Origin of the sequence: Mesorhizobium sp. AR10, assembly GCF_024746795.1 — a bacterium.
GTDB lineage: Bacteria > Pseudomonadota > Alphaproteobacteria > Rhizobiales > Rhizobiaceae > Mesorhizobium.
The window spans coordinates 812,205-838,629 of the sequence record NZ_CP080524.1 but is presented as its reverse complement, the minus strand read 5'-3'; the positions used below and the strand labels follow the sequence as shown (position 1 = coordinate 838,629).

The following is a 26,425-nucleotide window of genomic DNA, read 5'->3' as shown; positions in this document are numbered from 1 at the left end:
CCTCCACATGATGTTGGCAGATTTGAACGGATTTCGCCTGTTTGCTGTTACCGGCAGCTCCTCCCAGGCGCCCCCAAGTCGTTAGGTCAACCGGTCGAAACCGACCGGCCTGATATCAGCAGTTCCGTTTCCTTGCCTCGGCAAGGCCCAGAGAACCGCGCTGCCCGGCGCGCATGCGTGCCTGGCTGCAAGGTTGTAACACTTTGCTGAAAGATATTGCAATCGGGTATTTCCCGGACCGAATGGCTTTTCAAACCGGACGACATCTGTCTGCTCCGCAGAGCCCCGCGAGCTGACTATTGCCCTAACCCGTTGACGACACAACTGGTGATTCACGACGGGGGATCCGCCTCTACCGAGGCAAGAGCGCCTCGAGGATGGCTTGCGCCGTCTTCGTGTCCGTTATCAGCGCATTGATAAGCCTGGCGCGGACGGCGCCGATGATGGCGCTCGCCTTCTCCGGCGAGGCGGCAACGCCGATCACCAACGGGATGGCGCGAAGCTGGGCCGGCGACATGGCGATCATCCGGCTCTCGCCTTCCCATGGGATAAGGGTGCCGTCGGCGTCGAAGTAATGGCGAAGGACGTCTCCAGCCGCGTGAAACAGCGCCTGCTCGCTGAGCGTCGCCGCACTTGCCTCGGGCGGATTGATGGCATGGGGAAGGCCAATGCCGACGATCGCCACATCGGTCCGGTCCCAGAGCGCGACGCTGTCGGCAATGGCCGCGTCGCCAAGGAAGACATCGCGCAATTCGCTGGAGGGCAGATAGGGCGCATGGATGAAATGCGGCGTTCCGCCGAACTCCTCGGCGGCCAGCCGCACGAACTCGTTGATCTGGAAATGCGCCGCCTGCTGCTGCATGCCGCCGGTGGCAGCGACGGTCAGCACGCCGGGAATGCGCGGCAGGCCGGCGCGGATCACCTCGCGGATGGCGCGTCCCCAGCCGATGGCGACCACCGAGCCGGCCGAAAGGTCCGCTTGCCTGAGCAAGGCGCCGAGCGGCGCGGCCAGCGCCGTCAGCGCCCCGGCGGCCGGCGTCTCGATGACCGCGGCATTGCGCAGCCCGAGCCCTTCGACCAACTGCGTAGTGATGACCTCGGGCGTTGCCAGGTCGAGAACCTCGATCCGCACGATGCCCTCTGCCCGCGCGCGCTGCAGCAGGCGCGATATGGTCGCGGTCGAGACACCGAGCCGCCGCGCGATATCGACCTGCGACATCTCCGCCTCGTAATGCATCTTGGCAACCGTATGCAGCATCGTCCGCGATGCGGCGGCATCGTTTGCAGGAGGGACAGACAGCTTGCAATTCCTTTCAGCAATGTGTTACAGGTCCGTCGACTGATCGAGTTATCGCGCAAATCCGGCAGACCTGCAACGTGGCTTCGTTCCACGGCAGGATTGCCGGCCAGGCCGGATTTCTTGTTCCACGGAATTGCGCCCGGGCGCCAACAGCGGACAAAACACCATGACAAAGATGACCACTGCGGAGTTGCGTGGCTACCAGCAGATATGCGGCAAGGACGGGGCGATGATGGCCATCGCCTGTGACCAGCGCGGCGGCATGCGCACCTTGCTGGCGTCGGACCCCGAAGAACAGGCAAAAATCACCAACGACATGCTGGGCGACACCAAGGCCGACATCACCCGCTACCTTGCCAGCCAAGCATCCTGCGTGCTGCTCGACCCGCTCTGCGCGGTGCCGCGGGTGGTCGACGAGGGGGTGCTGAACCGCGATACGGCGCTGCTCATCGGCCTCGACGCCTCCGGCTTCGACGTCTCGCCCGACGGTTACCGCCTGTCGCGCCTCGTTCCTGGCATCGATGCGCGGCGCGTGCGCGAGCTCGGCGGCACCGGCGGCAAGATCATGGTCTATCTCAGGGCCGACAAGCCAGAGGCGAATGAGCACAACATCGCCATTCTGCGCCAATGCATCGCCGACTTCGGCAAGGAAGACCTGCTGCTCGTCGTCGAGTTCCTGACCTATCAGCTCGAAGGCGAAAGCCTTGAGGACTATACGGCCAAGATCCCCTCGCTGGTCGAGGGGGGCACAAGGATCTCGCTGGAATGCGGGGCCAAGGTGCTCAAGCTTCCCTATCCCGGAACGCCGGAAGCCTGCGCCAGGATCACCAGCATGGCCGGCGAGGTGCCTTGGGCGGTGCTGTCCGCCGGCGTCAACCACGCGACGTTCCTCGGCCAGGTCGAGATCGCAATGAAGAACGGCGCCTCAGGCGTCATCGCTGGCCGCTCGCTGTGGAAGGACTGCATCTCGCTGGACCGTGACATCCAGCGCGAAAAGCTCAAGACGATCGCCGTATCGAGATTGCGCGAGCTTCAGGCGGTGATTGGCAATTACCGGCAAAAGGCGGCCTAGAGCGCTTCCGCAGCGGGATCATTTGGCGTCCGCACAAAATCCTGCAAACAATAGCCAAGAGCGGCTTCCCGGTTCCAGTGAACCGGAGCCCACTCACGCACGGGACGTCATGCGACAGAAATCGATGGCCATAGGAATCGATATCGGCGGCACCAATCTGCGTGCCGCCCGCATTTCGGCCACGGGCGAAATCCTCAAGCGCATGTCCGAGAAAAGTGCGCCCGACCCGGAGCTCGTGCTCGGCCGCATCGCCGACATGGTGCGCCAACTCGATACGTCAGAAGTGGCAAGCATTGGCATCGGCGTTCCCGGCCGGGTCGATGCGCGGCGCGGCACGGTGCTCTCCGGCGGCTATGTCGACCTCGCCTCGGTAGCACTTGCGCAGCGGCTGGAATGCATGACGGGCAAGCCCGTCGTCATCGACAATGACTGCAACATGGCGCTGACAGCCGAAATGGCCCGGGGCGCCGGCCACGACAACATCGTCATGTTCACCATCGGCACCGGCATTGGCGGCGCGGTCGCTGAAAACAGGCGCATCGTGCGCGGCAGGGCGACGGCCGGGCAGCTCGGCCATATCTGCGTCGACCTGAATGGCGAAGCCTGCGTCTGCGGCCGGCGCGGCTGCGTCGAAACCACCAGCTCCGGCACCGCACTTGGCCGCCACATCGCCCGCGCCGGCCTCGGTCCGGACGTCTCGGTCGATCAGCTCTTTGCCCGCGACGCCGGCGGAGACGCGATCGCGCGTGGCATTTTGGAAGCCTGGGCCAGGCCGCTCAGGGCGGCAATAGATACGGCGGTCGCCATGTTCGCCCCCGATCTGGTGCTGCTCGGCGGCGGTCTTGGCCACGCGGCGCACAGGGCGCTTGCCCGTGCCCCGGCTCTGGCGCCCTGGTACCAATGCCCGGTGGAACCGGCGCAGCTCGGCGACGACGCCGGCGTCATCGGCGCCGGCCTGCAGGCGCTGGCGGCGCAAGGCAAGATCAAGGAGCGCACGATCATGGAGGCACCGGGCATGGGCGCACGATCCACGGCTTCTGTGACACCTGCGACGTCCAGCCGGTCGTCGAAATCGATGCTGCGCGTCGTCCCGGCCGTCTCCACGCCTTCGGTCCGGCTTGCGCACGCCCGACGCGCCGTGCTCGTCAACGGCATTCCCGCCAGCGGCAAAAGCACGGTCTCGCGCGGCATTGCCGAGCGCATGGGCTGGCCATCGCTGGCGCTGGATACGATCAAGAACCCGTTCCTCGAAGCGCTCGGCGGCGGCGACCGCGAATTCAACCGCACCCTCGGCCGCGCCAGCTACCAGGCCATCTGGTCGGTCGTCGGCGAGGCCCCGGCGGGCAGCATTTTTGTCGTCGATGCCTGGTTCGGCTTCCAGCCGCGCGAACTGCTGGAGGAGCATTTGCAAAGGGCGGGTATCGAGCAGACCGCCGAAATCTGGTGCCATGCCCCCGGCGAGGTCCTGGCCGAGCGCTACCGCGCCCGCCTCGACGAGCGTCTCCCCGGCCATCCCGGTGCCGCCTACATCCCCGAGCTGATCGAACTCGCCAAACGCGCCGAGCCGCTGCGGCGCGGGCCGCTGTTTGAGGTGGATACGACGAAGCCGGTTGATTTTGAGGCCATTACGGGGTGGTTAAGGGGAGTGATGGCGGCGTAGGCGATGAGTGTCGGCGATGCGAGGCCAAGGCACCGTCAGTCGAAATGAAGCGCACCTTTGTCCGCCTAGCCCGACATGACCGATGACCGGCAAGCCTGACTATGGGCTCACGAGCCGATCGCCGGGCGGCCACTTTGAAATGTTTCACCCAGATGCATCGCTTTGCACGTTCCGAAGTGTCGTTCCACAATCCCCAATTGGTAGACTTGCACGATGCACAGGCAGTTAGTGCCTCCGCCGGGTCAAAGGAGGGAACGCCCGCGCGACCGGGAGGAAACGATGTCTGTGCATAAGGAAGACTATCGAACCAACAGAGCCGACTACGCGATTGCTGCGACGCATAGCCAGGCGACCACTGATGACTGCGATCGGGCTGAACTGCTGGCAAGAAAAAAGAAGTCCCTTTGGCTGAAAGATCGGCGATCCGTCAGATTGTTCGCACACCCGGCGGAAAGCTCGCCAGGACCGAAAGCCAGACCGCGCGGTTAATTGGTGCGCCACGCGGCGCCCTCATTCCTTTTTCGCATCCTCGTCCCCGTCCGGGGCTTTCCGCTTGCGGGGAGGTCGCAGATTCTCGAAGCCCATATAGTGGTCGGCATCCGACGTGTTCCAGCTACCGGCCAGATAGATCATTGCAATGACCGCGGCGATGATGAGCAGGCCATAGATCGTTTCCATAGTCCGCTATTTAGGGCGCAGAATTCGGCCGGACACCTGCCGCTATAGCTTCGCGATCACAGGGGGCGGACCGATCCCTGGATAGCGCTGGCAAGGGTTGGTTGGGTGCCTAGTCGAACCAAATCTGTAGATGGGCGTTTTATGTCTCGACCAAGCGGATTTTGGAAACGCCCAAATGAAAAAGCCCTACGAAAAGCCCAAGCTCGTGAAGCGTGAGAAGCTCACGGAGTCGACCGCTCAGATTGTCGCTTCAGGGATAATACTAGGTCAGTGAACCTATCTAGGGCATCGGCTTGCAGCGTTCAGTCCATTGGCAAACGCACGACCCCACTCGCAATCCCGCGAGTCAATTAGCTACAGCTTAATTAGTAGTTCCGGGACATTTTAACGAATCGTTGACCGCGCTGTCCCAGAATAGGACGGCGCGGTCAAACCCCAACCGGACTGCGCAGGCGGCTCCGGCAAATCAGCCCCTACCCCCTTGTCGGAGCCGCTACCACACTCATTCATAATACCAGCAATGGTTGAACCAACCGTTACCGCACGTGCTTTCCAGTGCGCTTTCCCAGTCGTTAGAATTTGATGGAACAGCGCCTCGCATCCGCGCGCGTGCCGTCACGGTTTCGATCGAGCTGGTGCGAAGGCCGAACGGCACAGCGCCGCCACTCGATGTGTCAGCTTCAAAAGCCCGCGCCACGGAGGGACCAATGACGCGGGCCGGCCGATGTTTCCATCGGTCTACGCCGGACACTAAGCAGCAGTATCTGACGCCAAACCGAAACTGTGAGAGACCGCTAATGTTCCACTTGATGGTGAACTGCGCGCCCCTTGGGCCGCGCCCCGCCGGCTGGCGGATGAGGCGCTCAGTAGCAATGCGCCACCCAACAAAAGAGCCCGCCGGCGCGAGCCAGCGGGCGAATTGGTCTGGAGTAGCCAGGAGCCATCCTGGTAAAAAATAACGAGGCAGACGGGCTTTGGTTGCAGGGGTGCAGAATGGAGCTTGACCGCCTCGGTTGCATAAGCGATGCTGAATACACCGCCCCCCGGCTAGACAGAGGCAATTCTGTCTAGGGTCCTTATCGAGCCGTCGCAGAACGGCACTTCGAGTGGAACGAGAAGCTGGCCGTCAGGCCGCTTGTTGGGGAGGAATACGAGAATGACATACAAGTCGGTTCAGGAAACGCTGCGGGCAGCTGGAATTGTCATGAGCAAGAAGGGGCAAGTCCACCGTATAAACTTCTTCAGCGGGCTGGAAGACACAGCGCATTACACTGCCAGTCTGCAAGAGGCTTTGGAGAAGGGCCTCGCCATGACGAGACGGCGGTCGCTCAGAGCCTAGACGGAGGCGTGGAGGACGCGCCGGACTGTTAGTGCGGCGCACCGCCAGCCAGCAGATAGCCGTTGGTGGTCATCCAACGTGCGCGGGCAAGATGCGTGGCCCAAGCCCGATATGCCCATTCAGGTTCTTTCTCCGGATCGATGGGAAGCACGATCCTGACAGGCGGCTGCGAGCGTGGCGCAGTGGATCGAAGAAATCGTAGGTTGCCAAATGGTGCGCCGATGAAACTGGGCACCGCTATGCTATTTTGGCGCCTATCAATTCCTAAGGCTCACCACTGAATGCACGTTCGGCCGTGGCACAAAATGTCAGCGTGCTAATCGCCGGCCGCTGTGCGCGCGGCGGCACATTCGAACCGGAGGCACAAATGTCAGTTGTCCAGGAAGAACCTTCGCCCGAGGTCCCCTCACATCCTGAGGAAATCAAGTCGGTTTTCGATCTGCGCTTGGGTAAGCATGTTACCTTGCAAGGCAGTGCCAGGATAACGCCGGCAGGCGTGATCAGCGCCGGGATCGCGGTCGCCGTTATGACGCTTGCGCTGGGCTATCTCGCTTCGTCGACGATGCGTCGCAGGTAACAGGCGGGATGCCCGGTTAGTTGGCGCACCCGACAGGATTCGAACCTGTGACCTCTGCCTTCGGAGGGCTCCACTTACTATTACCCGCCATTTCCCGGACGTTCCCGCTGTATCACTCAACCATCTGATTAAGTTGCACAATTTGGCCTGCCAATATCCCTCACGCGCGCGCGAGGCCTTGCCAAATCCTGTCGCGGTGCTTACTGGGTGATTGCTAGGCGGGGTCGACAGGCGGGCGAATGGCTAAAATCAAAATCACCAAAACGACGGTGGAAGCCATCGCGCCTACCGACTGCGACCAAATATTCTGGGACGCCGCGTTGAAAGGGTTTGGGCTGAAAGTGACCCCGGCAGGGTCAAGGGTATATCTCGTTCAGTATCGTACGGGCGGCGGCCGATCTGGCGTCACCAAGCGTGTGACAATTGGTAAGCACGGCTCCCCTTGGACACCGGATATGGCGCGCTCCGAGGCTAAAGCGGTTCTTGCTCGCGTCACGCAAGGGTCTGACCCTGCGAAAGCTAAGCAATTGGATCGCCAGATGCTCACTATCTCGGAGCTTTGCGACAAGTACCTTCAAAATGGGACTGGGACCAAGAAGGAGAGCACTCTCTCGACCGACAAGGGTCGCATTGAACGCCACATCAAGCCGCTCATTGGGAAGCTCAAACTCACTAGCGTCACTCAGGCAGACATCAAGAAGTTCATCAAAAATGTCGCGGAAGGAGCGACGGCTACCGACGTCAAGACGAAGAAACGTGGTCGCGCTATCGTTCGTGGCGGGAAGGGCACCGCGACCAGAACGGTCGGCCTGCTCGGCGGCATTCTCACCTACTCCGTGGAACTTGGCCTTTTGACCAACAATCCGGTTAAGGGCGTCAAGCGCTATCCAGATAAAAGGAACGAACGATTCCTGACAGCTGCCGAGCTTGGCACCCTTGGGGCCGAGCTCCGACGTGCCGAGCTGCACGGCGTTAATCCAAAGGCTATTGCCATCATAAGGCTCCTCGTGTTCACCGGCGCGCGGCGAGGCGAGATCGAACGTTTGCGGTGGCCAGAGGTCGATCTGACGGGCAGCAGGTTGCGGCTGGATGATTCCAAAACCGGCCAGAAAATCATCCCGCTGAACCACGCTGCCTTAGTAATTTTGACGACACTCAAGGAGGCTTCGTCAGGCAAGGGGTTTGTGTTTGAGGCGGCCAAGGGTGACGGCCATTACGTCGGCGCCCCTCGGATATGGTCATCTTTGCGGAGACGCATTGGCCTCTCCGAGGTGCGGCTACATGATCTGAGGCATTCCTATGCAAGCGTAGGAGTAGCAAGTGGTACCCCGCTCATAATTATAGGAGCGCTTCTTGGCCATAACGACCACGCTACTACCTTGCGATACGCTCATCTTGCGGCTGATCCCGTAAGCGCGGCAGCCGAGGAAATCGGTGTGCTGCTTGCAAAAGCAGTTAATGCGACAGGTGGCAAAGTGGAAGAGGTGCCAATCGACTCTGACGCTGAGGTCGGCCCAGACATCAAAATGATTGCTCACTTTTCGACCAATCAACAGTTGGTCATCAAAGGCAGCGCCTGGGCCTTGGCGAGGCTTTCCGTTTACATCGAAGATGTCGTCGGTTCGAGCCCGTTATCGCCCACTACCGGGCTGTCGGTCCAGCAAAGGATCTCCGGCACTTATGAGCGCGACAGCCCAGACCAGGCGGCCGGAGCCAAATTTTCTTGAACGGATTGGCCGTATTTCGTTAAGGTTTGCCCGGGAGGGCTACCCAGTGTCACAAGTAATCTCGGATTTTATCAGTGCTTATACGCGAGAGTACGATTTTTACCAGTCGGCGTCGGGGATTTGCAGCCTCAGGTGCGAACAACTCCTGGCAACGCAAGGGATTCGCGCGATCGTTAGTCACCGCGCGAAGCGACCGAATAAACTTCAGGCCAAGCTTCTGCAAAGAAACAAGGAAAAAAATTACGCAAGCAGCGAGGAAATTCGAGCAGACATACCCGATCTAGCTGGCGTGCGGATAGCGCTTTATTTCCCGGCGGACCGTGAGAAGGTCAAGGCGATCCTGAACGACAATTTCGATTTGCTCAAGGCGAAGAACTTCCCCGAAAGGACGAAGCCGCGCAATAACGCAAAGCGTTTCGACGGATACCACGCCGACCACTATCGGGTCTTGATGCACGAAATAGGATTGGAAGAAGGTGAGAAGTCGTACGCCGCCGCCCCTATCGAAATCCAGGTGGGCTCCGTTCTCATGCATGCGTGGGCGGAGGTCGAGCATGATCTGGTTTATAAGCCCGAAAGTGGCACGCCTTCCGAGGACGAACATGCCATCCTTGATGAATTGAACGGAATGGTGATTGCCGGAGAGATCGCGCTTGAACGGCTACAAAAGGCTGTTGAACGCAGATTGACCAACGCGCAAGGCGCGCCGTTCGACAATCACTACGAACTGGCGGCGTTTATCCACAAATGGATGCAGGGAAATCTGCTCGATGGCGCTAAGCCACCAATTGGTCGGGTCGACATCGTTTGGGAATTGTTGAAGCGCGCTGATCTGAACAGCCCGGAAAAGGTGATGACACTACTTCCCGAGGCCGCCACCGTGGCCGCAGCAAGTGCGGCACCACTTTCAGACAAGCTGGCGGATGCGCTGCTCGCGCTCCATCCCGAGCTCTATTCAGCTTATGGAACGCTACAGTCCAGCCTCACGGCCACGGAAGTTTCACCGCAGCAGACCCCAGAGTCCGCCGCGCGAACTGACAACATGGGAGATTTTCTCTCGGCCTGGATTACGCTCGAAAGGACGTTTCGTATTTTGGGAGCCGACGTCAATTCCAAAAAGGGCGGATATATCGATCCTCTCAAGGGCGCTAAGTCGATGGAACTTTCACCAGGAACGATTGAAACCATCGTCGGAATTCGACGCCTTAGAAACAATTTAGTGCACGGGATCGAGATACCGTCGCGCAAGAAGTTGGCGGAAGCAAAGATCGCCCTGGATTCGGTGTTCTTCGAGTTACAAAACCACCCAGAGCAGCGCGTTCGGGAAGCTCTCGCCGAGGCGAAGGACCCGAGCACTCGGCCATGATTTCCGCAATTCGGGCGACTGCGACTACGCACCCACAGGGAGCAGCGGCGCATGGCTGACACACTCACCAGGGCCGAGCGTTCGGAACGAATGTCACGCATCGGCGGCAAGAACACTAAGCCAGAAATGGTCGTGCGGCAGCTTGTCCATTCTTTGGGTCACCGCTACCGACTTCATTGTGCAGATCTGCCAGGCTGTCCAGACCTTGTCTTTCCTGCGCGACGAAAGGTGATTTTCGTGCATGGTTGCTTCTGGCATCGTCATCCCGATTCGTCTTGCAAATTGTCGCGACTGCCAAAGTCGCGGGAGGATTTTTGGATACCAAAGCTGAAGGCCAATGCCGAGCGCGATATCAGGAACGAGAAAGCGCTCAACGAACTGGGATGGGAAATTTTGGTGATTTGGGAATGCGAGATAAAAGACCGGGCTTCGCTCCAAAGAAACATCGAGGCATTCTTGCATGATGAAGTCAATTGAACTCTTCGCGGGTGCTGGTGGACTTGGAATTGGACTGCACTACGCAGGCTTCGATCCGGTAAATGTGGTCGAATGGGACTCCTATTGTTGTGACACTATTCGCGAAAATAAGAGCCGCGGTATCGCGGCCGTCAAGAAATGGAAGGTCACCGAGGGCGACGTTCGGCAGGTCGATTTCAGGCCGTATGAGGGTAGGGTGCGCCTCGTTTCCGGTGGACCGCCCTGTCAGCCTTTCTCAATGGGGGGCAAGCACGGTGCTTATGACGACGCGCGAGATATGTTCCCACAGGCTATCCGCGCCGTGCGCGAGGCGAGGCCACAAGCCTTCATCTTCGAGAACGTCAAGGGACTAACGCGGCCGACATTTCGCAACTATTTCGAATACATTCGCCTCCAGCTGGAGCACCCCGAAATCAAATCTCGCCGAGCCGAGGAATGGGGTGACCATCTGACGCGCCTGGAACAGCACCACACAAGCGGCAGCAAGGCAGGCTTAAACTACCGCGTGGTCACTCAGGTCGTAAACGCGGCGAATTATGGCATTCCACAAAGGCGCGAACGCGTGTTCTTTGTAGGATTTCGGGAGGACCTTGGCGTCAGATGGCATTTCCCGCTTCCTACCCACTCACGTGAGGCGCTCCTCCGAAGGAAGAACTCTCAAAGTCTGTCCCCATGATGTATACCGGCGCTGCCAATTTAGCCACGTCGAAAGGCGGTGACTTGGTGATACAAGCGCAGTTGAACGCGCTGATGTATGACGGCTTGGCTGACTACGAAAACGCCAAGAAAGCCTTCCAGGCCGACCTAGGCGAAAAACCAACGGGCGAATTGACCGTGTGGCAAATCCACACGCTTGGCTACCGATCAGCGCGCACCAACATGACCTACGTGAGCTTCTTCTCTTCGATTTCGGTGGGGTCATGAACGAGGATTGGGCTTCGGTCAAAGGCACACTCCAAATCCTAGATGAGAGGATCGCATACCCGATCAACAATGTTGCCATCACGTGCGACCGTGTAAGAGGAACGTGCGACTATCGCCAGATCGCCCTCACGCTCCCGGATGAAAACTCTTGGACGCAATCCTACAGTGTCGGGCAGGTCGCGAATGAGACGTATAGGATTACGCGCTGGGACGGCAATCAGATTGACGCGGTTCCCTATGAAAATACCGCCTGCCGCACGAACCAGCTAAGTCTCAATTTCGCGACCAAAGAGTATTTGGAGATTGCGCGAAACAATACGGCTGGCGACTGCGCGACGGCGCTAGGGGGCACTCTGCCAAAGCTCGAAAAGCCCCGCGTGTCGCAGATTGTTGATGGAAGCAAGATCACGGATGCGGAGTTCAAGCGCATCAATGACGAAGCCTATGGGTTTACATCGAGCGCCTTTCGCAAGAAGATCGACGCTTTAAAGTCCAAGTAGAGACGTGAAACTACTCTTGCGGAATATGGGTATGGCGTACTTGCTCGAGACACGGCCGTCGCCAGCTCAGCCCGCGCTAGATGCTCATGTCCCGGCGCGGCGTCCAAACGTTTTTGGGGTGGCCTTTGGAGGTTGGGCCCGAACGTGGGCGGACAACGCCGGTTCACGAGGAGCGAACTCAACTGGCGGGGGTTCATAAGCTCGGTCTTCGGGGAGTCCGGTTTGCAGATTCACCGTCATCGTAGGGGCAAAGTGGACGCTGTATCCCGCAGGCTCATAACCCCTTGCGAGTAGCCGGTTGAAGTGCCAGCGGTTGTAAACGAAAATCCAGACGAAGCCAGAAAGGCCGAATGTCATGAGCGCGGAGGCGACCATTGCGATAAAGCCGAGGAGGTCACCTCGAATTAATGCTGGAAACGGACCAAAGAAAAAACAGGTCCACGAAAATCCCTCGTAGCCCATGTGCGTGGTCATAGTCATGGGATTCTGCATACGCGTAGCAATGGCCATGAACGGTGCCTCCCGGATTCTTCCCCATGGAGTAGTTTCCGGAGAGAAATATCTCTTTAACAACAATCTTAAAGATTGACCGATAGAGTCTGAATGGCATTTCTATCTTCCCGATTAGAGTGTACAGGCCGTTGGACTGGGACTGTATTGCAGTTTGCGACCGGGTGTGTCCTGTGTCAGGCTGCGTTGTGGCATGGGGGGTGAGGCGTGGGGGAGCGAGCACAGCGGATGCGCGACGAAGCCGAGAGGGCAGCATTGCTAGCGCTGCCTTTGCACGTTCGGCTGAGAACCAACATGCTGGCAGTGCTGGTCGTCTGTAGCCTTGCGGCGATCGCACTCGTGATGGCCTTGGGCTCGGTGTTCGCGGAAACCGTAGACGTGAAGTATCGCGGACCGGTGGACTTAGCCAAATTCCAGTGCACCGCGGAGCTAGATAGCAGTGTCGTCAAGCGCGTCTGTTACAACGCTGAACACGCCTATATGCTCATCCGGCTAAAGCAGGTCTGGTATCACTACTGCCAGATCGACCAGGACACCGTGTCCGCCCTGTTGGCAGATGGGTCAAAAGGCGCCTTCTACAACGAGAACATCAAGGACGCGGCGACTCGCGGCAAGTTCGGTTGCAGAGACAAGCCAATCCCGCAATTCTAGCTGAATGTGCAGCCTCTACAGCATCACCACGTCACAAGAGGCTATCCGCCAATGGACCGAGCCTTGCGGGTCATCTTAGGCAACCTCGCGCCGTCCATTGATATCTATCTCAGACAGTTCGGCCCGGTGATCCGCAGTACACCGGAGGGCGCGCTAGAAGCCGCGTTTGCTTTTTCGCAGACCGTGGGATTTTTCTAGGGATGTAGCCGAGTTTCGCGAGCAAGCGTCTCGTCGAGAGACACACGAGGAAGGGCACAAACGAAGTGAAAAAGTATCTCGCTGCGGTAGCATCGTTGGTGATAGCCGGGCCAGCAATGGCAGATGATTTCAGCGCCATTCTATTCGGTCATTCGGTCGAAATTTACGGCAAGACTGAGGAGACGATGCATCTCGACGGAAAACCGACCATTGCGGACGGCAGGCTCACCATCGACGAAATCGCCATGGTGGACGGAATTCCCACATTGGTCGGCAACAGTTTATCTGGCGGCGCCTCGTGCGAAGGATCGCCCTTCGTTGTTTCGTTTCCACCCAACAGCAATGCTCGCATCGACGGGCCGATCGAGGGCGCCGACTGCGCCTTGGTAACCCGCAAGGTTGAAGACACTGCGATTACTTTTTCCACAACCGCAGGTGCCGGAAGCGTCGGCAAGATGTGGGTGTGGACGCCCTCCGCCGGGCTTACGGAACGGGCGTCCGTCGAAATGCAACCAGACATGGCTAAGGGCATTGCGACCTTGCGGGAGCGCACCGTCAAACATCCGTCGGAACTTTTCTCTTACGGCGAAGTAAGCAACGCGATCAGTGACCTGCTCGGCACCGACCTCAAGGCGTACCGCGAAATACTCGATGGGACAGGCTCCGGGAAATTCGTCGGCGACGACTATGTCGGAACTGCTTGCACCCGGCATATGTGCGGCCTTCAGGAGGCAATGGTTTTCGTGTCCGCAAAAGAACATCGCATCTACGCGGCCTGGAAACCGGATCAAAAGAAGATAGAAGTCCGGCCACCTCTGCAGGATTGGCCGGAAAAGGCTCGGGCCGAACTGGCAACGTGGGCGGGGAAATGGAAGTAACTTGCCGCCCAGCCCTACGCCCAATGATAAGGACCCCGACACCGGCATCCAGCGGAATTACTGGTTCGCGTTGAACGAGGACCGCCCGCTCTTCTTTTTTGCTGGCCTCTGGACGCCTTGGCATGGGGTTCGCAAGGTGAAGGACGGTCCCGGCGATCACGAGGTCTACGGATTTCTAACAACCGCGTCCAACGCCCTCATCAAGCCGATCCACGAGAAGGCGATGCCGGTGATCTTGACCACACAAGATGAAACCGAGACGTGGCTTACCGCACCGTGGTCGGAGGCGAAGTGGCTACAGCGCACGGCCGCAGATGATGCACTTGTGATCGTTGAGAAGCCCGCGACGCAGATCAAGGTTCCAACGGCGCCCGTGCAGGGCTCGCTGTTCTAGCCAAGATGGCAACAGGGACTGCTTCAGTGAACCGTCAGTAAATGGGTGGAAAGTTGCCGTTCGGCTCATCAGTTGGACGAGCAGGTTGCGCCACTTCCTGATCTCCCAGAACGTAAGACTGAGGTCGCGCCTCCGCCCTTTCGAGACGCTCATTCATAGCGTGTGCTGAGCTTGATCCATTGCATCAAGGCGCGTTCGATCTCGCACCGCCCCTCAGCGTTCCAGGCGCTTAGGAGCCCGACAGAGATCAGAATCTCGCGTTCGCCAACCCAAAAGGCGCGTAGCCGACGGCCAGTATCGTTACTATTGCAGGCCGCAATAGAACATGCCACAGGGAGCAAGCCGGGTAGAGGTTGCAGCCCCCGCCCGGCTCTTGATCAAACCGAGCAGTTGTGTTGCCTGATTTGATCCGGTGCCCCGTTTAGGCGACACCCCGGACAATTCAAGACCCTCCCTGCGCAACCTTGTGGAATTGTGCACCATGACCAATGTTTGGTTCGCGGTGTGACCCGACATGACTTCGCACAAGCAAGCAACAACAGAAAATAAAACAGGCAGCATAGACGGACAACAGAACAATGTTTGGATTTGGAAAGAAGGCGCGACGGAGAAAAGAGGCCGAAGGCGTCTTGCAACTTACGATGGGTGGTTGCAGCGCCATAGCTATGTTCACAGAAGGCGACGCGGCAAGTTCGCAATGGTGGGCATCCTTTGCGGCTGCCGTTGGAAACATTGTGAATATCGCCGAAGAACATTTGGCTGACTGCAAGACCGACGCGGACAAGGAGCGGCTGTCTGCGGAACTCATCAATCTGTCGGATCGCGCGGGCGACAAGACAAAGGAAATGGCGATGGGTATCGTGGCTATGCACATACTGGCATCCACGATGCGCGATGAAGAAGCCGGGGACAACGCGTTCTATTTGGCGGGTGCGGTAATTGATGACGCGCTGCAATTCATTCAGGACGGCAGAATTCCAAGCGCCGAGTTGGCGGCATCCATGAACCTCTACCTGCCCGGTTGAAGCCATGCTGCGGGCCGCAGGCCCCGGCGGGCCAAGCGCTTGGAAACCCGGCGCTTGGCGAATACGGCGAGCCGACGACGTTCTTTGTTGGCGGCGATGTGCCCGACATGGAGTGACGGATCGCCGGTTCACCCCCCTATTCAGAAGGGAGGAACATCTTCTCCTCCTTGGCGGCCGCCTCGAATGCCTTACGGGCTTCTTGAGTTGGCATCTCGTCGGCCAGAGCAGCCATGCAGACGCGCACCGCATAGTCCCACTTAGGTCCCTTCTTGGTCCATTTCAGGAGCTGCTCGGCCGCGCCCTCGACATGGCTGACCCCATAGCTGAGCCCGGGACGGTCGGTCCTTACGTAGACCGGAGGGTTGAACCAGTGAAGAGCCATGAGGGCTATTCGCGGCTATTAAGGGCAATGAACGGGTCCAAGGCGGTCGCCACGGTCACACCTTGGCCTTCCGCCAACCGGCCCACCATGCTTCCCATTGCGAGCAGAACCAGCGCTCGCCTCGCACGGGATTCACGCGCGTGGCCAGATAATACTCTTGGCCGGGCATGTGATAGATATGCTCGCCGCGCTCGTTAATGTTCCCCTTGATGTCGCAGCCTGCCTTGCGAAAGACCACCTTGCTCGATGAACCTCCGGAGGAATGGACCCGCTGGCGCTGATCGCCGGTCGCAACATTGGCGACGGAGGTAATCCCAAGCAGTGCTAGAACCAGCATAAGGCGAGCGGCGAGAAGCGAGCGCCACCATGGCCTTCGCCGTCCTGTCCATTTGGGATGAACTGCTTTGCCCATCGCCCTCTCCCAGGAAGGAGAATGCGTCCGTTAGGAGCGGAAGTCTAGAAGTTGCAGATAGCGACGGATGCCTAGGCCTTAGTTTTCCGCTTAGCTGGCGCTTTCTTCGGCGCGGACTTCGTGGTCGCCTTGCGGCCGAGGCCAATGGATTTCGCAAGGACGGACCGTTGAGCCGCGTAGCTCGGCGCCACCATAGGATAATCCCTCGCGAGACCCCACTTGGCTCTGTACTCATCGGGTGTCATGCCCAGCAAACCAAGGTGGCGCTTCATAGACTTGAACTTGCGCCCGTCTTCCAGACTCACGATGTAGTCGGGAAACACCGACTTCTTCGGATTGACCGCTGGAGTGAGCGCTGCTGGCGGCGGGGCAACCGGCTCGACTAAGCCTGACAGAGCAGAATTGACGCTGGCGATCAAATCCGGGAGACCGGCCACCGGCGTCGCGTTGTTCTGAACATAGGCGGCGACAATGTCTGCGGTCAGGCCCAACAGGTCGGCAGTCATTGTTTCTGCATCATTCTGCATTTGCGAGTTTTCCAAATTGAACTCCGACGTTCCTATCGGGCAAGTTCGTAAAACGCTATTGCTCGTCGCAGGACTGAGCGTTGTACGTAATGCACCTACCGTGGCCGTTATCACCGGAGCGGCGGAACTGGCGGCGGCACTCTTGTCATTTACCGTCCTTCGACATACTGCAAAGATCCTCACAGACATGCTTGCGCAAGCTGGCCCCGCAGCCCATTATAGATTTCGGGTTTGGGTAGGCGGAAAATAAATGCGTATGATTTCGATGGGCTTCGTTGTAGCCCTTTTGTCAGCTTCTTGTTTAGAGGCCGCGGCAAATCCCTCCAATACTTTTCCAGTTTGGATTTTTACGGACTATCATACCCGCGCAGGTGTTCTTCCGGCCTCGCTGCGTACGCCGCAATCAGACGCGCTTTGGTTGGTTGTATCAAGTCGACCTACCGAGGACGAAGCTATCGCCTTAGCGCAATCGTTTGCTCCGACTCTGGGGCCTACGGTCGTAGCGCAAAGCCGCAACGGCCACTTTGCCATCATCGCGGGCACGTTGAAAATCGATAAGGCCAAACCCAACCTGAAGACGCTAAAGGAGTTGCACATAATCCCGCAGGACGCATTTTTGTCCCGCGGGGAGAGCCTAGATCGTGTTGCTTGGCTGTCATTTCAGAGAGGCGAATCTTTCGATTTCATGGTGCAACCGGCATATCTCAAAGTGGTCCAACGCCTCCAGGCTGCGATGACGCGGCTCTCGTTCTATAACGGTCCAATTGACGGTTTGATCGGCCCGTCGACTGTCACGTCCTTCAAGACTTACACGGCAGGCTTTGGAATTCCTGCAGGCGATCTGCTCACAGAATACAGCCTCGCTGAGATCGAACGAGGCGCAGGTGATGGCTTTAGGAACGACCAAGAACGGAACCTCGCACAGTCACTTGGCTTCACCGATGCCGCCTCGTACCGAGACGCAATGGCTGGTGGATTTCCTTCGGCCAGCATGTTTTTGCAGGCTAAGAGCTTGGGTTTCAGCACCCAAAGGGAATTTGATGCTGCTGTATTGGGAGGTTTCAGAAGCCGCGATGAATATCAAAGGGCGCAGGCTACTGGCTTCACGTCCGCCGACGATTTTCGTGCGGCGCAACAATTTGGAATTCAATCCAAAAGTGAACTCGTGGCATTTCGCGCCTCCGGGTTCACAGACCCCGTGGAATTTAGGAACGCAAGCCAAAAGGGCTTCGCTGACAAGGCCTCGTTTGACAAGTTCGAGGCTCGAAGGCTGAAAGCGTCAAAAACAGCTGCAACGATCCTGCTGTCAGACGCAGAAACGTTTCTAAAGCTGAATCCGCAGACGACCAATGTGGTCGAGATCGCTGACAAGGCGGCCGCTCTCAACGCTCAAGTTCAAACAAATTCGGCCGACGCGCTAAACGACTCAACGCTTCGCCTAACTAATCTGCTGATGGCAGTTCCAGGTTTTGCCGAATTTTCCGCATCTAGGGACAAGGAACGGTCCCAGGACATCGAAAAGCAAAAAGCGCTTATCTTGGCCGAGCTTCAAGGCGACCAGCAGGCCCTCAAGACATGGATGGCAGCTCATCTCACTTCCAGCAAGCTGCCGTTGGTTGTCAGTGAAGTTAAGGCGCTTGACGGCTTGACCTCGTCGTCGGATTTGGAAGCCCTTACTGAATCGCGAGACAGCGTTCGGGCGCTCATCGTGAACCAAGGTCTCACCAGTGAGTTGGCGACCTTAAAAGCCCGATCGCAGGGGGAAGATAAGGGCGAACCGCAGGCAGACAACAATCCTGCCTTCACCGTTACTGAATTGAACAAAGTTCTGCTCAGAGGCGCACTTGATGATGTCGTTGTCCTTTACAACGCAGGTCCGGCAGCCCCATCGCTTTTGAAAACCCTCTCAGGCGAATTTTCATTCACCAAGAACGAGGCCTGGATTTGTCTCTTTGGTGTGGACAGCACCCCAGCGCTCGAAAAGGTTCTCCAAGTTGCTTTGGACCCGCTAGGCGGGAAAGCTATCCACGTTAGCCGGGAGTGCGGCCAAGCGGATATCAGACAAGCCGATCTCTTGTTTATTCAGCGGAAGAAATTCGTTGAAGCCAAACCGAGCTTCGCGGTTGCGTACCTGGAGGCCATCGAGGCAAAGACCCTGCGCCCCTTCGAGGAAATACATTTCGCCGATCTTAAGCGGCGAATGGACCAAGATAAGGCCCTCGCCGCCCAGATTGCAGCTGATGTCGAGAAGGGGTCTCGGCTGGGGTATGGCGGAATTCTGTTGGACAGCAAGTCCACCAGGATCTGCGGCGTGATCGACGGAGAGCCGCAAGTTCATATGGCTACCATCGACAAGCTGGCCGATTTTGCATCCATCCGGAAGGCTGATCCACAAATATCGAACGTCGATACTGCCTACCAGGATGTACGCCGGGATAAATGCCGGATCCTCTATGGCTCAAGCACGACCCTCAAAGCCGTAACCGAAGCCTTGACGCGGGACAGCGTCAATTTTGCATATGCCCCGATCTGGTTTGAACAGAGTGACGTCACTGCGGCTCAAGCGAAGTTCGAGCTTACGCGGCAGGACCAAGTCAAGTCTGAACAAGCCGCGCGCGTTGCAGCCGAAGAGGCAAAACGCGTTGCCGCCCAACGTGTCCAGGAAGCGCAAAAGACGAAGTCAGTGCAAGAAGCAGCTCTTCGTCAAAAGAATGGTCCAGCAGCCGTTGCCCTTTTGAACATGTTCTCTGACGGCTTGAAAACAGCCATCCTTAATGGGGCGGCCAAAACTCAATCGCCATCCGAGGTAAACATCGCCGCTCTGTTCCCCGAGTTCACAAGTTGGAACCAACTACTCGGCCAGGATGCATGGAAGGCAACTGACGTTGCCTCGTCAGTCGACAACTACGGGACCGTGAACTGGAAGAGCCGAAACCTCGAGGCGATCATCATCAAGACGGTCGTTAAAATGGCGAGTGCGGAACGTGGAGAATACAAAGACGAATGTTTCGTTTTCGGAGCCGTGATCGACAACGAATTTAAGATGGTGCGCGATCCATATGAGGCGAGATGTGAGAAAGACGCTTCGTCCGATTGGGCGGTTGGCCATGAGCTCAAGAGCTTATGGGTGGTCAACTAAGGCCTGCCAAAGGCTTAAATTGAATGATATTTCGGTGGCTGCGGCTAGGCTTGGCGTGGCCCGCGCGTCAGCTAGGCGGGGGCCCCGTCGACCCCGCAGCGCGGTTTCGCGCGCTGGCGGCCCCTGCACGGCCTGAAAAACACCTATTTAGGCGCTGAGCTGGGGCGGTTTTTCGAAAACTTGGCTTTTGCAGGTGCTGACTGTCATCGACTCAAGCAGCGCGATCACATGCTCGGTTTCGAGTTCGTCTCCATCACAGAATCCCAGCAGGTACGACGCCTTGTCACGACGTTCGGGGTCGTTGCGGGCTGGAAAGCGGCACAGCGCCATGAACAAGTCGCGCTCGGATTTGCTCGCCTCTTCCAATCGTCGGCAGTCGACTAGACTGGCCTCGTCGCCAAGCGCGACTACGTCGGTCTGCCGAGCGGCACGGGCAACCGCTGCATACGCCGCACAGTGCGACACGATGGCGTGAACCAAATCGGGAGACACAGTTTCCGCGGCCTCCATGGTCTCGGCGATGTCGGCGCACCTGACCGGATCCTCGACGTAGTTTGAGGGATAGACCGTGGCGAACCATTTGCAGCCGTCAACTTGATTCAAGGCGTCGGACAATTCGCGCGCGAGCCGAGCGATGCGGCCAGCCAGCAGCTCAGCAGGTAAGACCAAGTTGCCGATGCCGGGTTCGGCCCCCTCGGCGCCGCAGGAGGCCAGCGGCAACAATACCGCCGCTGGCAGGGCCTGGACAACCGCTCGGCGGGTGAAGGTCGCCCCTCCGTTTGAGCCGACCATCAATATTCCTCCGCGCGCATGATCGTCAGCGCCCGACGCGTCAATTCCGCGTTGGTTGGGTCGGGCGACCCGCCTCGCATCTCTGCGTCGTAGTAGTCGATCTTCCAGAAGAACTTCGAGCCCTCTAGGTCGATGGCGCCGAAATCGTGTTCTGCATGAGGATCGTTGCCGCTGTTAAAGGCTTCGAAGGCCCGAACCGAGCGCAACAGCGCCCGGCGTTCGGTATCGGCAAGGGCAGCTACGCCGCTGGTAAGGACGACATGGCCGCCAATGAAGCTGCGGCGGAAGGCATCATTAAGGCGTCGAATTTCTGGTGTTTTGTCGGTCATCGTACATCCCGGCTGTTGATGATCAGGCAAGCAGTTACGAACAGAACCACCCGCCCTCATTCGGCATGTCGGGGGTGCAACAGGGCGAGGTGATGGGTGCGCCGAACGATCACCGGCCAGTCGGAGAAGTCGCGCCACTTGAGGGTGAACAGCCCATCGGCGCTAACCTGGATGACATGGGCGGGGAACCAGCCATCGTTCGCATCCTCGCAAGCCAGCACCAAACTGCCGAAGATGATCTGGTCCCAGCCTTCTGGAATGGTCAGGCCTTCGTTCACGTCGCCTGATTGGTTTGCACCGACGGCAGATGCCTTTTTGCCGGGCTTGGGTTTTTCGGCTGCGGGCTTGGCAGCTCTGACAGGCCACCTGTACGATTTGGGTAGGTGGGTGGCGATCTTGTCGAACAATGGCACCTTAACGAACGGCACGAATGCCTTGCCGCTGGCAAACACGCGGCCCTGACGCAGCTTCCCAGCCAGATCGCGCAGCTCATCGGTTGAAGCTCGAAGTGCCGCCATCCCCATCATGCCCGCGGCCTTCTCGGCCAGATCAGTTTCGGCTTCAGCGAACCAGGAGGCATGGGCCTTGCCGCCATCATCGAGCCCTAGGACGATCAAGGCAGGCAAGGCGGCCGACGAAGCGGCGGAAACTGTGGCATTGGTCATTTAGGCCTCCAAAAGAAAAGGAGCCGATTGGCCCCTTTTTGGTTGAGTTTTTCAGATGATAATCGGTGGCGTCGGCGCGAAGTCGTTGGCGGCACAAGCCGGGCTCACAGCCTTATCGTCAAAACAGTCATTGCCCGCCTTTGCTCGGTTCAGCGGCGAAAATCGCCCATCTGAACAACCGCATTATATAGGAATAAATGCCTCTTGTCAAGGTTTTCCGCTAAACGGGGTCGTTTTGTCATAGCTATGATCCGCGCCGCCAACGCTAGAGCGACAAGAGATTGCCATGCGACTGGGGTGATGTAAGCAATGCTTTTCGGCCGCCATTGTTGCATAGTGGCTTGGGGAAAGAGCGGGGGAATTCATGGCAGCTGGCGTTCGAAGAGCGATTGCGCTCTGTAGTTTGATTGCGACCGCTATCGCCTTCTTTTCCTCACCAATGTTTGGAGCCGCCAAGCTTGCATTCAATTACTACGATCCAATTTCAATTGCAGAATTCAGGCTTCGTTGGCTCTCAACCGATGACATCGCAGCGAAGATTGAGGAGGCAATTGCTGAAAAGGATTTTTCCGACGCATCCAAACTAGTGGAGATCGGGGAGGAGCAAGGCCACACCTTCGATCCCGAGCTGGTCGCGCGAACTAAGGAGGGACTACTTCGAGCCGGGTGGCGGAACGCGAATGATCTTGTCTCCGGCTTCTTGTCAGGCAACGTCGAGACTTTCGGCAGCTTTCCCGGCGCAATCCTCGCGGACTACTTCGGCTTTGGCGACATCAGGGACGCAACTGTAGAAGGCACAAAGGCGGCCAGTGGTGAAGACTATGACGCGATCACGCTAGGAGCGTCGGTCGTTGGCATTCTGACAGTGCTGCCGGGGACTGGCACTCTAGACGTTGGCGCCTCTGTCGTAAAAAATGCCAACAAGGCGAAAAAACTAACCGCACCGATGGCCCGCTTCCTCAAAAAAGCATTTAGCAATTTGGTGGACCTGAAAGCTTTGAAAAAACCGCTTTCGGCGTCCGAGCCCCTTTTCAAAATGCCAAGCATCGCTTCGATCTTGCGCCTACGAGACAAGATCTCTGTCAGGGAGATTGAGGACCTGGATTTCTCAAGGCTAAGGGCTGCGGCCAGTGAAATCGGCCGCATCGATTCCAACGCTATTCGGAAAAAATTCGATGGGGTTCTCCGACCAGAAGAGTTGGAAGAGGTGGTGAAATTTACAGGTGGAGTCTCGACTGTAGCTTACGGCGGTGGCCTGAGAGCTGCTTTCCAGGCGCTCTCGAAATCGGACGATCCGACCGATCTATCCCGTTACGGAATGTTGGCTAAGAAGGCAGGAAAGCGCTCGTCACCTATAATCCGCCTGCTTGGCAAGAGCTCCATCTACTTAGGCAAGCTGGTCTATGCAATCATCGGCGCTGTGATCTACGCTGTTGTGTGGGTGCTTGGTGCGATCTGGTCAGTGTTTGCGTTTGTCCGCAACTTGCGAAGGCTACGCTAAGGTCGGGAGGGGTTGAGAGTGGCGAAGCGGTCTACATTAGCGCTCGTGGCAGCAGGCGTCGGCAGCGCAGCCGTTGCAGGCTACGGCCTCTCAATTGGCAGAGACCTTTGGAAAACGACCAAGCGGAGCCAAGGTGTCATTATCGTCGCCATAGCTTTGTTTGGGGCTGTTGCGCTTCCAGTTGTTGGTGGACGGGGACTGGTAAGGGGGCATGATCGAGGACCTATTGCTGGCCTGCTTATAACCTTTGTTGGCAGCGTTTGCCTGATCCTCGTGGGGTTCGGACTCGCCTTTTGCTTGCTTGGATACCTGACCTACGATGAAACCCTTCCAAACGCGGGGCTCCATGCAACCGCACTGGTCTGTGCCGCCATCACAGGAGCCTTTGCCGCGATAGGCATGATGTGGGGAGCAGTGCAGCGGCCTAGCCGCCTGCGGACCTTTGCGGTCTCCAAGGCAAACCAGCAGTTCTTGGACAACATCGGATTTAAGGAAACCGGCGGTGAGGATATAACTCACTACGATCCATCCGGGCAGGCCCTACGACTGCTCGAACATCATAAGGATCGTCTGGTTTTCATGGCGGTTGGGCGACGCGGAAAACGCGCATTTATCGATCTGGACGCAGCCGGACAGATGACTGGCTACAGCGGCATAAGCTGACCGATCGATTACAGCAGCCGTCTTTGGCGGCGATAGCCAACTGCCGGTCAAATCGTGTTGGCTGCAGACGTCAGGGCGGCTGTGACGTCCCGCGCACCTTCCTCGGCCCAAACCCTATCGTCCAACATAAATCGCCAACTGTTTGTATGTTCGACGCGCTTGGCACGGCGCACCACGACCTCATGCGGGATCACGATGGCCTTGGTGACCCGGTAGCTTTCATCGAACAGGACGGCAGCCAGGAAATCAAAGGTGTTGTCAGGAAGGCGCCGGATCGCGCTGAGCTGACGGGACGCATTCCTGGGCGTGATGCGACGGCTTTTGATCTGGTATCGCAGTCCCGCGGCATCCGTCGCATCGTGGCCGCTAGAAGAATTGCTTTGCAGCGACCATCCAAAAGCCGTTGCAAAAAGAAGCTCGGCATAGTCCCCGAGAGGAGCATTGCCGGTGCGCACGATCTCACGATCACGTAGCTCATCCATGATCTGGCTATGCAGGATCAGCAGTTCAGTGACGCCTGCCGTTCTAATTATTTCCGGCCGAAGCGGCACGGCTGCCTGCTGAACAATCTGAATCACACCGACCAGAGGGACGGCTACCTGCGGAACTGCCACGCCCATTTCGTACTCTTCGGCAGGCACAACCCGCCGCAACATGTTGCCGATGATCATCCGTTGTTGACCGGGGTTGAGGTGCGAATATCGAGCCTGCCGGTCGATCCCATAGCGCTTAGCCACATCGTACAAGCGGGCAAGGTCGAGCTGACCGTCCGACTCTTTAACCTGCGGTTCAAGCCAAAGGTTAAACGGACTATCGGCGGTGTTCTTGAGCCAAGCGTCACGCTGGTCGGGAGATATCTTCATGTGGCACAGCCTCGGTGTGGTGGATATCAGGTACGCATGCGTCAAACACGATATCCTCGTCGCCACGACCAGCTATGCGAGGTTTCCAGAAAAGCCGCTAGCCCAGCACGTTCTCCGTGAGCGGCGAAGGGCGATCTAGAGCAGAGGATCGCCAATCTTAAGGCAGTAAACGCGCCTTCCAGAGACTGGGATGTAACGCGGCGCTTTTATAGAAAGCTTCGGGTTCCTACCTTTTTCTGTGATTAAGGCACCTTGCGCTCGCAAGTCCTTCAGTACGCGGGAGAGGTCTGTGCTGATTTCACGAAGTTTGCTGGTCTCGATGTAGTAGAATGTTTCGCCATGTTGGGACGTCCATCTGTATCCAAAATCGGTCTCAAAAGGCACACGATGCTTTGGAGCTGCACTTGAGCCGAGATCGAACACGGATCGTCCTTTTGCCCTCAAAACCTCTTTTATGACCTCGGTCGCTGAGTTCTGAACGACAGCTTGAGGACTCCCGACTTTAGGAACAAGTTGAAGCGCGTATATGCAGGAATTCATGACCGATGCGTCGTTGTCCGGTAAGATGCCCCATTTTTTCGCCATGAAACCAGCCGCATACGTTATCGAGAATGTATCCACTATGCGACTTGGCAGCGCTCCGTTTCCGATCTTGGCCCTGAAGGCCGTCATGAGACTCACAATGCGCGAGCGAAATCTGACCGGATCTTGGGCGACAGCAGTTGCAACCTCCTGAATGAACGCGCGGCCAGCCGTCCCATACTGTTGATTGCAGATTACCCGAATGTGGTTGGTGGCAGACATAGTGTCAGGGTAGCCCGCTGGAACCTCACGCATAAGCGGCCCCTGAAAGGATACTTCACAGGTACGACTAGCCACGGCGCGAGCAACGCCGTCCGGCCCCTTCATTCCGTCACGGGTCGAAACATTGCCCGTGCTTAGAAGTGCCATGCGGAGGCTTTCCGCTGGCGGGTGGTCGAACTTGCGCCTTCCGCTGCTCGAAGCCTGCTTGAATGCCATTTTTCCACTGATCTGCAGCGAGATATCCATTTCGTTCTGTTCGTCGATAAAAAGCATTGAGTCGTTGTACGGCTTGCGGAGTTGGTCGAACGACGCCTCTGACAAATTCCAAGTTACACCGCCGCCGATCCCACTTGAGGGATCACCAGCATGGACGGACGCGGCAAGCATGGCGAATGTCGTTTTCCCGGACTCCGGCTCACCTATCAATTCAATGTAGGGGTTCAGAACATGGGACGGCGCGAACCTCAGAAGCGGCCCTAACAGCGCATACGCCTGCAGGAAAAGCGTTATGGGTTCTTTGCCGCCTATCGCGGATAATTGGGCTTTCCATTCTGCAAGGGTGCCAACGGGAGTGTGGCGTTCATTGGTATCGAACGTGACGATGATCTCAGTTGCCGCCCCATCCGCTCGGCAAATCGACCCGTCTCCAAAGACATAGATATTATCGGTCAGCCAGCCGGGTCGGGACGCTATCAATCCATCTCGGAAATGCAGGTGCTCTTCCACAATTTTTTTAACGGAATTGCGCTTGCTCGTCGTAAGATACGTCATCCCGGCAGCCGCCAGTCTGGAGAAAACGTTTTTGTCGTTTTCGATGAGGTCGCTCGTTGAGAACCATACGGCGCTGGAGGCCGTGCCGAATTTGTAGTGGGTCTGCCCGTTTTGACTCTTAACAGCGTCCAAGATCCCGGGGGGCTCATTGGCCGGGACGGGTGCTCCTTCGGACAAGTTCGACATATTTATTCTCCCTTTCGAAAGTGGGAATTCATCGTTTCCCACCTTTCCCACCAATTTTTTACCGTCATAATTTTTTTTGTATTTTCGGCCATTTCGTCGACGTGCAGTTTTAAGG

27 protein-coding genes and 2 pseudogenes are annotated in these 26,425 nt (G+C 57.8%); 17 read left to right on the top strand and 12 right to left on the bottom strand.

Annotated features, from left to right (window positions below; genetic code table 11):
• Positions 1–352 precede the first annotated feature (352 nt).
• Positions 353–1,258 carry a sugar-binding transcriptional regulator gene (locus LHFGNBLO_RS07335; protein WP_258605522.1) on the bottom strand — a complete coding sequence of 302 codons (906 nt, stop codon included), beginning with the start codon at positions 1,256–1,258 and terminating at the stop codon, positions 353–355.
• A 208-nt stretch (positions 1,259–1,466) separates the two neighbouring features.
• Here LHFGNBLO_RS07335 and LHFGNBLO_RS07330 point away from each other — a divergent pair, with 208 nt between their 5' ends.
• Both LHFGNBLO_RS07330 and LHFGNBLO_RS07325 read left to right on the top strand, forming a co-directional pair.
• Positions 1,467–2,372 (top strand): tagatose-bisphosphate aldolase, encoded by a 906-nt coding sequence (locus LHFGNBLO_RS07330; protein ID WP_258605521.1) that lies wholly within the window; start codon positions 1,467–1,469, stop codon positions 2,370–2,372.
• Positions 2,373–2,496: 124 nt separating this feature from the next.
• A complete protein-coding gene (locus LHFGNBLO_RS07325) occupies positions 2,497–4,032 on the top strand; it encodes an ROK family protein (RefSeq protein ID WP_258605519.1) in 1,536 nt (511 codons plus the stop codon).
• 510 nt (positions 4,033–4,542) lie between these two features.
• On the opposite strand, the gene LHFGNBLO_RS07320 is transcribed toward LHFGNBLO_RS07325, so the two are convergent.
• Together LHFGNBLO_RS07320 and LHFGNBLO_RS07315 are read right to left on the bottom strand one after the other, a co-directional pair.
• Positions 4,543–4,710, bottom strand: a complete 168-nt coding sequence (locus LHFGNBLO_RS07320; RefSeq protein WP_258605518.1) for a hypothetical protein — start codon at positions 4,708–4,710, stop codon at positions 4,543–4,545.
• 1,367 nt (positions 4,711–6,077) lie between these two features.
• Positions 6,078–6,200: pseudogene (locus LHFGNBLO_RS07315) on the bottom strand (DUF2285 domain-containing protein); the annotation flags it as partial.
• Positions 6,201–6,416: 216 nt separating this feature from the next.
• Between LHFGNBLO_RS07315 and LHFGNBLO_RS07310 the strand changes: the two are divergent.
• The 7 genes from LHFGNBLO_RS07310 to LHFGNBLO_RS07280 all read left to right on the top strand — a co-directional run bounded on the left by LHFGNBLO_RS07310 (position 6,417) and on the right by LHFGNBLO_RS07280 (position 11,620).
• Complete coding sequence (locus tag LHFGNBLO_RS07310; protein WP_258605516.1) at positions 6,417–6,626, top strand: hypothetical protein; 210 nt, start codon at positions 6,417–6,419, stop codon at positions 6,624–6,626.
• Positions 6,627–6,865: 239 nt separating this feature from the next.
• The gene (locus LHFGNBLO_RS07305; RefSeq protein ID WP_258605514.1) at positions 6,866–8,353 is read left to right on the top strand and encodes a tyrosine-type recombinase/integrase; all 1,488 of its coding nucleotides are present in this window, start codon (positions 6,866–6,868) and stop codon (positions 8,351–8,353) included.
• 46 nt (positions 8,354–8,399) lie between these two features.
• Complete coding sequence (locus tag LHFGNBLO_RS07300) at positions 8,400–9,719, top strand: GTP pyrophosphokinase family protein (protein ID WP_258605513.1); 1,320 nt, start codon at positions 8,400–8,402, stop codon at positions 9,717–9,719.
• Positions 9,720–9,770: 51 nt separating this feature from the next.
• On the top strand, positions 9,771–10,196 hold the full coding sequence (locus LHFGNBLO_RS07295) for a very short patch repair endonuclease (RefSeq protein ID WP_258605511.1): 426 nt from the start codon (positions 9,771–9,773) through the stop codon (positions 10,194–10,196).
• Positions 10,180–10,872 carry a DNA cytosine methyltransferase gene (locus tag LHFGNBLO_RS07290; protein WP_258605510.1) on the top strand — a complete coding sequence of 231 codons (693 nt, stop codon included), beginning with the start codon at positions 10,180–10,182 and terminating at the stop codon, positions 10,870–10,872. Before LHFGNBLO_RS07295 ends, LHFGNBLO_RS07290 begins: the two co-directional genes overlap by 17 nt.
• Positions 10,869–11,120, top strand: a complete 252-nt coding sequence (locus tag LHFGNBLO_RS07285) for a hypothetical protein (protein ID WP_258605509.1) — start codon at positions 10,869–10,871, stop codon at positions 11,118–11,120. The genes LHFGNBLO_RS07290 and LHFGNBLO_RS07285 overlap by 4 nt, the downstream gene beginning before the upstream one ends.
• The gene (locus tag LHFGNBLO_RS07280; protein WP_258605507.1) at positions 11,117–11,620 is read left to right on the top strand and encodes a hypothetical protein; all 504 of its coding nucleotides are present in this window, start codon (positions 11,117–11,119) and stop codon (positions 11,618–11,620) included. The genes LHFGNBLO_RS07285 and LHFGNBLO_RS07280 overlap by 4 nt, the downstream gene beginning before the upstream one ends.
• A gap of 84 nt (positions 11,621–11,704) precedes the next feature.
• Here LHFGNBLO_RS07280 and LHFGNBLO_RS07275 read toward each other — a convergent pair whose 3' ends face one another.
• Complete coding sequence (locus tag LHFGNBLO_RS07275; protein ID WP_258605506.1) at positions 11,705–12,130, bottom strand: hypothetical protein; 426 nt, start codon at positions 12,128–12,130, stop codon at positions 11,705–11,707.
• A 228-nt stretch (positions 12,131–12,358) separates the two neighbouring features.
• On the opposite strand from LHFGNBLO_RS07275, the gene LHFGNBLO_RS07270 reads away from it, so the two are divergent.
• The 5 genes and pseudogenes from LHFGNBLO_RS07270 to LHFGNBLO_RS07250 all read left to right on the top strand — a co-directional run bounded on the left by LHFGNBLO_RS07270 (position 12,359) and on the right by LHFGNBLO_RS07250 (position 15,276).
• Complete coding sequence (locus LHFGNBLO_RS07270; protein ID WP_258605505.1) at positions 12,359–12,781, top strand: KTSC domain-containing protein; 423 nt, start codon at positions 12,359–12,361, stop codon at positions 12,779–12,781.
• Positions 12,782–12,832: 51 nt separating this feature from the next.
• Positions 12,833–12,979, top strand: a complete 147-nt coding sequence (locus LHFGNBLO_RS07265; RefSeq protein WP_258605503.1) for a hypothetical protein — start codon at positions 12,833–12,835, stop codon at positions 12,977–12,979.
• Positions 12,980–13,044: 65 nt separating this feature from the next.
• Positions 13,045–13,857 carry a hypothetical protein gene (locus LHFGNBLO_RS07260; protein WP_258605501.1) on the top strand — a complete coding sequence of 271 codons (813 nt, stop codon included), beginning with the start codon at positions 13,045–13,047 and terminating at the stop codon, positions 13,855–13,857.
• Between the two features lie 7 nt (positions 13,858–13,864).
• Positions 13,865–14,251 (top strand): annotated as a pseudogene (locus tag LHFGNBLO_RS07255) (SOS response-associated peptidase family protein); the annotation flags it as partial.
• A 578-nt stretch (positions 14,252–14,829) separates the two neighbouring features.
• Entirely contained in the window at positions 14,830–15,276 is a 447-nt protein-coding gene (locus LHFGNBLO_RS07250) for a hypothetical protein (protein WP_258605500.1), read from the top strand.
• Positions 15,277–15,412: 136 nt separating this feature from the next.
• On the opposite strand, the gene LHFGNBLO_RS07245 is transcribed toward LHFGNBLO_RS07250, so the two are convergent.
• The 3 genes from LHFGNBLO_RS07245 to LHFGNBLO_RS07235 form a co-directional block, all read right to left on the bottom strand.
• The gene (locus tag LHFGNBLO_RS07245; protein WP_258605499.1) at positions 15,413–15,658 is read right to left on the bottom strand and encodes a DUF982 domain-containing protein; all 246 of its coding nucleotides are present in this window, start codon (positions 15,656–15,658) and stop codon (positions 15,413–15,415) included.
• Positions 15,659–15,713: 55 nt separating this feature from the next.
• Positions 15,714–16,070 carry a hypothetical protein gene (locus LHFGNBLO_RS07240; RefSeq protein WP_258605498.1) on the bottom strand — a complete coding sequence of 119 codons (357 nt, stop codon included), beginning with the start codon at positions 16,068–16,070 and terminating at the stop codon, positions 15,714–15,716.
• Positions 16,071–16,141: 71 nt separating this feature from the next.
• Positions 16,142–16,597, bottom strand: coding sequence for a MucR family transcriptional regulator (locus LHFGNBLO_RS07235; protein WP_258605497.1), 456 nt, complete (start codon positions 16,595–16,597; stop codon positions 16,142–16,144).
• Positions 16,598–16,847: 250 nt separating this feature from the next.
• Here LHFGNBLO_RS07235 and LHFGNBLO_RS07230 point away from each other — a divergent pair, with 250 nt between their 5' ends.
• Positions 16,848–19,736, top strand: coding sequence for a peptidoglycan-binding domain-containing protein (locus LHFGNBLO_RS07230; RefSeq protein ID WP_258605495.1), 2,889 nt, complete (start codon positions 16,848–16,850; stop codon positions 19,734–19,736).
• A 147-nt stretch (positions 19,737–19,883) separates the two neighbouring features.
• On the opposite strand, the gene LHFGNBLO_RS07225 is transcribed toward LHFGNBLO_RS07230, so the two are convergent.
• From LHFGNBLO_RS07225 to LHFGNBLO_RS07215, 3 genes are read right to left on the bottom strand one after another with little or no spacing between them, the layout of a single operon-like run.
• Positions 19,884–20,528, bottom strand: a complete 645-nt coding sequence (locus LHFGNBLO_RS07225) for a hypothetical protein (protein ID WP_258605494.1) — start codon at positions 20,526–20,528, stop codon at positions 19,884–19,886.
• The gene (locus tag LHFGNBLO_RS07220; protein WP_258605492.1) at positions 20,528–20,857 is read right to left on the bottom strand and encodes a DUF3768 domain-containing protein; all 330 of its coding nucleotides are present in this window, start codon (positions 20,855–20,857) and stop codon (positions 20,528–20,530) included. The genes LHFGNBLO_RS07225 and LHFGNBLO_RS07220 overlap by 1 nt, the downstream gene beginning before the upstream one ends.
• A gap of 56 nt (positions 20,858–20,913) precedes the next feature.
• Entirely contained in the window at positions 20,914–21,522 is a 609-nt protein-coding gene (locus tag LHFGNBLO_RS07215) for a hypothetical protein (RefSeq protein ID WP_258605491.1), read from the bottom strand.
• A gap of 364 nt (positions 21,523–21,886) precedes the next feature.
• On the opposite strand from LHFGNBLO_RS07215, the gene LHFGNBLO_RS07210 reads away from it, so the two are divergent.
• Complete coding sequence (locus LHFGNBLO_RS07210; RefSeq protein ID WP_258605490.1) at positions 21,887–23,023, top strand: transcriptional regulator; 1,137 nt, start codon at positions 21,887–21,889, stop codon at positions 23,021–23,023.
• Between the two features lie 18 nt (positions 23,024–23,041).
• Positions 23,042–23,686, top strand: a complete 645-nt coding sequence (locus LHFGNBLO_RS07205; RefSeq protein ID WP_258605489.1) for a hypothetical protein — start codon at positions 23,042–23,044, stop codon at positions 23,684–23,686.
• Between the two features lie 47 nt (positions 23,687–23,733).
• On the opposite strand, the gene LHFGNBLO_RS07200 is transcribed toward LHFGNBLO_RS07205, so the two are convergent.
• Together LHFGNBLO_RS07200 and LHFGNBLO_RS07195 are read right to left on the bottom strand one after the other, a co-directional pair.
• A complete protein-coding gene (locus tag LHFGNBLO_RS07200) occupies positions 23,734–24,549 on the bottom strand; it encodes a hypothetical protein (RefSeq protein WP_258605488.1) in 816 nt (271 codons plus the stop codon).
• Positions 24,550–24,684: 135 nt separating this feature from the next.
• Positions 24,685–26,310 (bottom strand): DUF927 domain-containing protein, encoded by a 1,626-nt coding sequence (locus tag LHFGNBLO_RS07195; protein WP_258605487.1) that lies wholly within the window; start codon positions 26,308–26,310, stop codon positions 24,685–24,687.
• Positions 26,311–26,425: the final 115 nt, after the last annotated feature.

Bases quoted from the DNA above. Each gene is read 5' to 3' on its own strand.
- LHFGNBLO_RS07310 (WP_258605516.1), top strand. From the start codon at position 6,417: ATGTCAGTTGTCCAGGAAGAACCTTCGCCCGAGGTCCCCTCACATCCT.
- LHFGNBLO_RS07240 (WP_258605498.1), bottom strand. From the start codon at position 16,070: ATGGGCAAAGCAGTTCATCCCAAATGGACAGGACGGCGAAGGCCATGG.
- LHFGNBLO_RS07265 (WP_258605503.1), top strand. From the start codon at position 12,833: ATGGACCGAGCCTTGCGGGTCATCTTAGGCAACCTCGCGCCGTCCATT.
- LHFGNBLO_RS07275 (WP_258605506.1), bottom strand. From the start codon at position 12,130: ATGGCCATTGCTACGCGTATGCAGAATCCCATGACTATGACCACGCAC.
- LHFGNBLO_RS07215 (WP_258605491.1), bottom strand. From the start codon at position 21,522: ATGACCAATGCCACAGTTTCCGCCGCTTCGTCGGCCGCCTTGCCTGCC.
- LHFGNBLO_RS07325 (WP_258605519.1), top strand. From the start codon at position 2,497: ATGGCCATAGGAATCGATATCGGCGGCACCAATCTGCGTGCCGCCCGC.
- LHFGNBLO_RS07335 (WP_258605522.1), bottom strand. From the start codon at position 1,258: ATGCTGCATACGGTTGCCAAGATGCATTACGAGGCGGAGATGTCGCAG.
- LHFGNBLO_RS07220 (WP_258605492.1), bottom strand. From the start codon at position 20,857: ATGACCGACAAAACACCAGAAATTCGACGCCTTAATGATGCCTTCCGC.
- LHFGNBLO_RS07320 (WP_258605518.1), bottom strand. From the start codon at position 4,710: ATGGAAACGATCTATGGCCTGCTCATCATCGCCGCGGTCATTGCAATG.
- LHFGNBLO_RS07250 (WP_258605500.1), top strand. From the start codon at position 14,830: ATGTTTGGATTTGGAAAGAAGGCGCGACGGAGAAAAGAGGCCGAAGGC.
- LHFGNBLO_RS07195 (WP_258605487.1), bottom strand. From the start codon at position 26,310: ATGTCGAACTTGTCCGAAGGAGCACCCGTCCCGGCCAATGAGCCCCCC.
- LHFGNBLO_RS07245 (WP_258605499.1), bottom strand. From the start codon at position 15,658: ATGGCTCTTCACTGGTTCAACCCTCCGGTCTACGTAAGGACCGACCGT.
- LHFGNBLO_RS07330 (WP_258605521.1), top strand. From the start codon at position 1,467: ATGACAAAGATGACCACTGCGGAGTTGCGTGGCTACCAGCAGATATGC.
- LHFGNBLO_RS07230 (WP_258605495.1), top strand. From the start codon at position 16,848: ATGCGTATGATTTCGATGGGCTTCGTTGTAGCCCTTTTGTCAGCTTCT.
- LHFGNBLO_RS07200 (WP_258605488.1), bottom strand. From the start codon at position 24,549: ATGAAGATATCTCCCGACCAGCGTGACGCTTGGCTCAAGAACACCGCC.
- LHFGNBLO_RS07210 (WP_258605490.1), top strand. From the start codon at position 21,887: ATGGCAGCTGGCGTTCGAAGAGCGATTGCGCTCTGTAGTTTGATTGCG.
- LHFGNBLO_RS07290 (WP_258605510.1), top strand. From the start codon at position 10,180: ATGATGAAGTCAATTGAACTCTTCGCGGGTGCTGGTGGACTTGGAATT.
- LHFGNBLO_RS07235 (WP_258605497.1), bottom strand. From the start codon at position 16,597: ATGCAGAATGATGCAGAAACAATGACTGCCGACCTGTTGGGCCTGACC.
- LHFGNBLO_RS07280 (WP_258605507.1), top strand. From the start codon at position 11,117: ATGAACGAGGATTGGGCTTCGGTCAAAGGCACACTCCAAATCCTAGAT.
- LHFGNBLO_RS07295 (WP_258605511.1), top strand. From the start codon at position 9,771: ATGGCTGACACACTCACCAGGGCCGAGCGTTCGGAACGAATGTCACGC.
- LHFGNBLO_RS07305 (WP_258605514.1), top strand. From the start codon at position 6,866: ATGGCTAAAATCAAAATCACCAAAACGACGGTGGAAGCCATCGCGCCT.
- LHFGNBLO_RS07225 (WP_258605494.1), bottom strand. From the start codon at position 20,528: ATGGTCGGCTCAAACGGAGGGGCGACCTTCACCCGCCGAGCGGTTGTC.
- LHFGNBLO_RS07285 (WP_258605509.1), top strand. From the start codon at position 10,869: ATGATGTATACCGGCGCTGCCAATTTAGCCACGTCGAAAGGCGGTGAC.
- LHFGNBLO_RS07270 (WP_258605505.1), top strand. From the start codon at position 12,359: ATGCGCGACGAAGCCGAGAGGGCAGCATTGCTAGCGCTGCCTTTGCAC.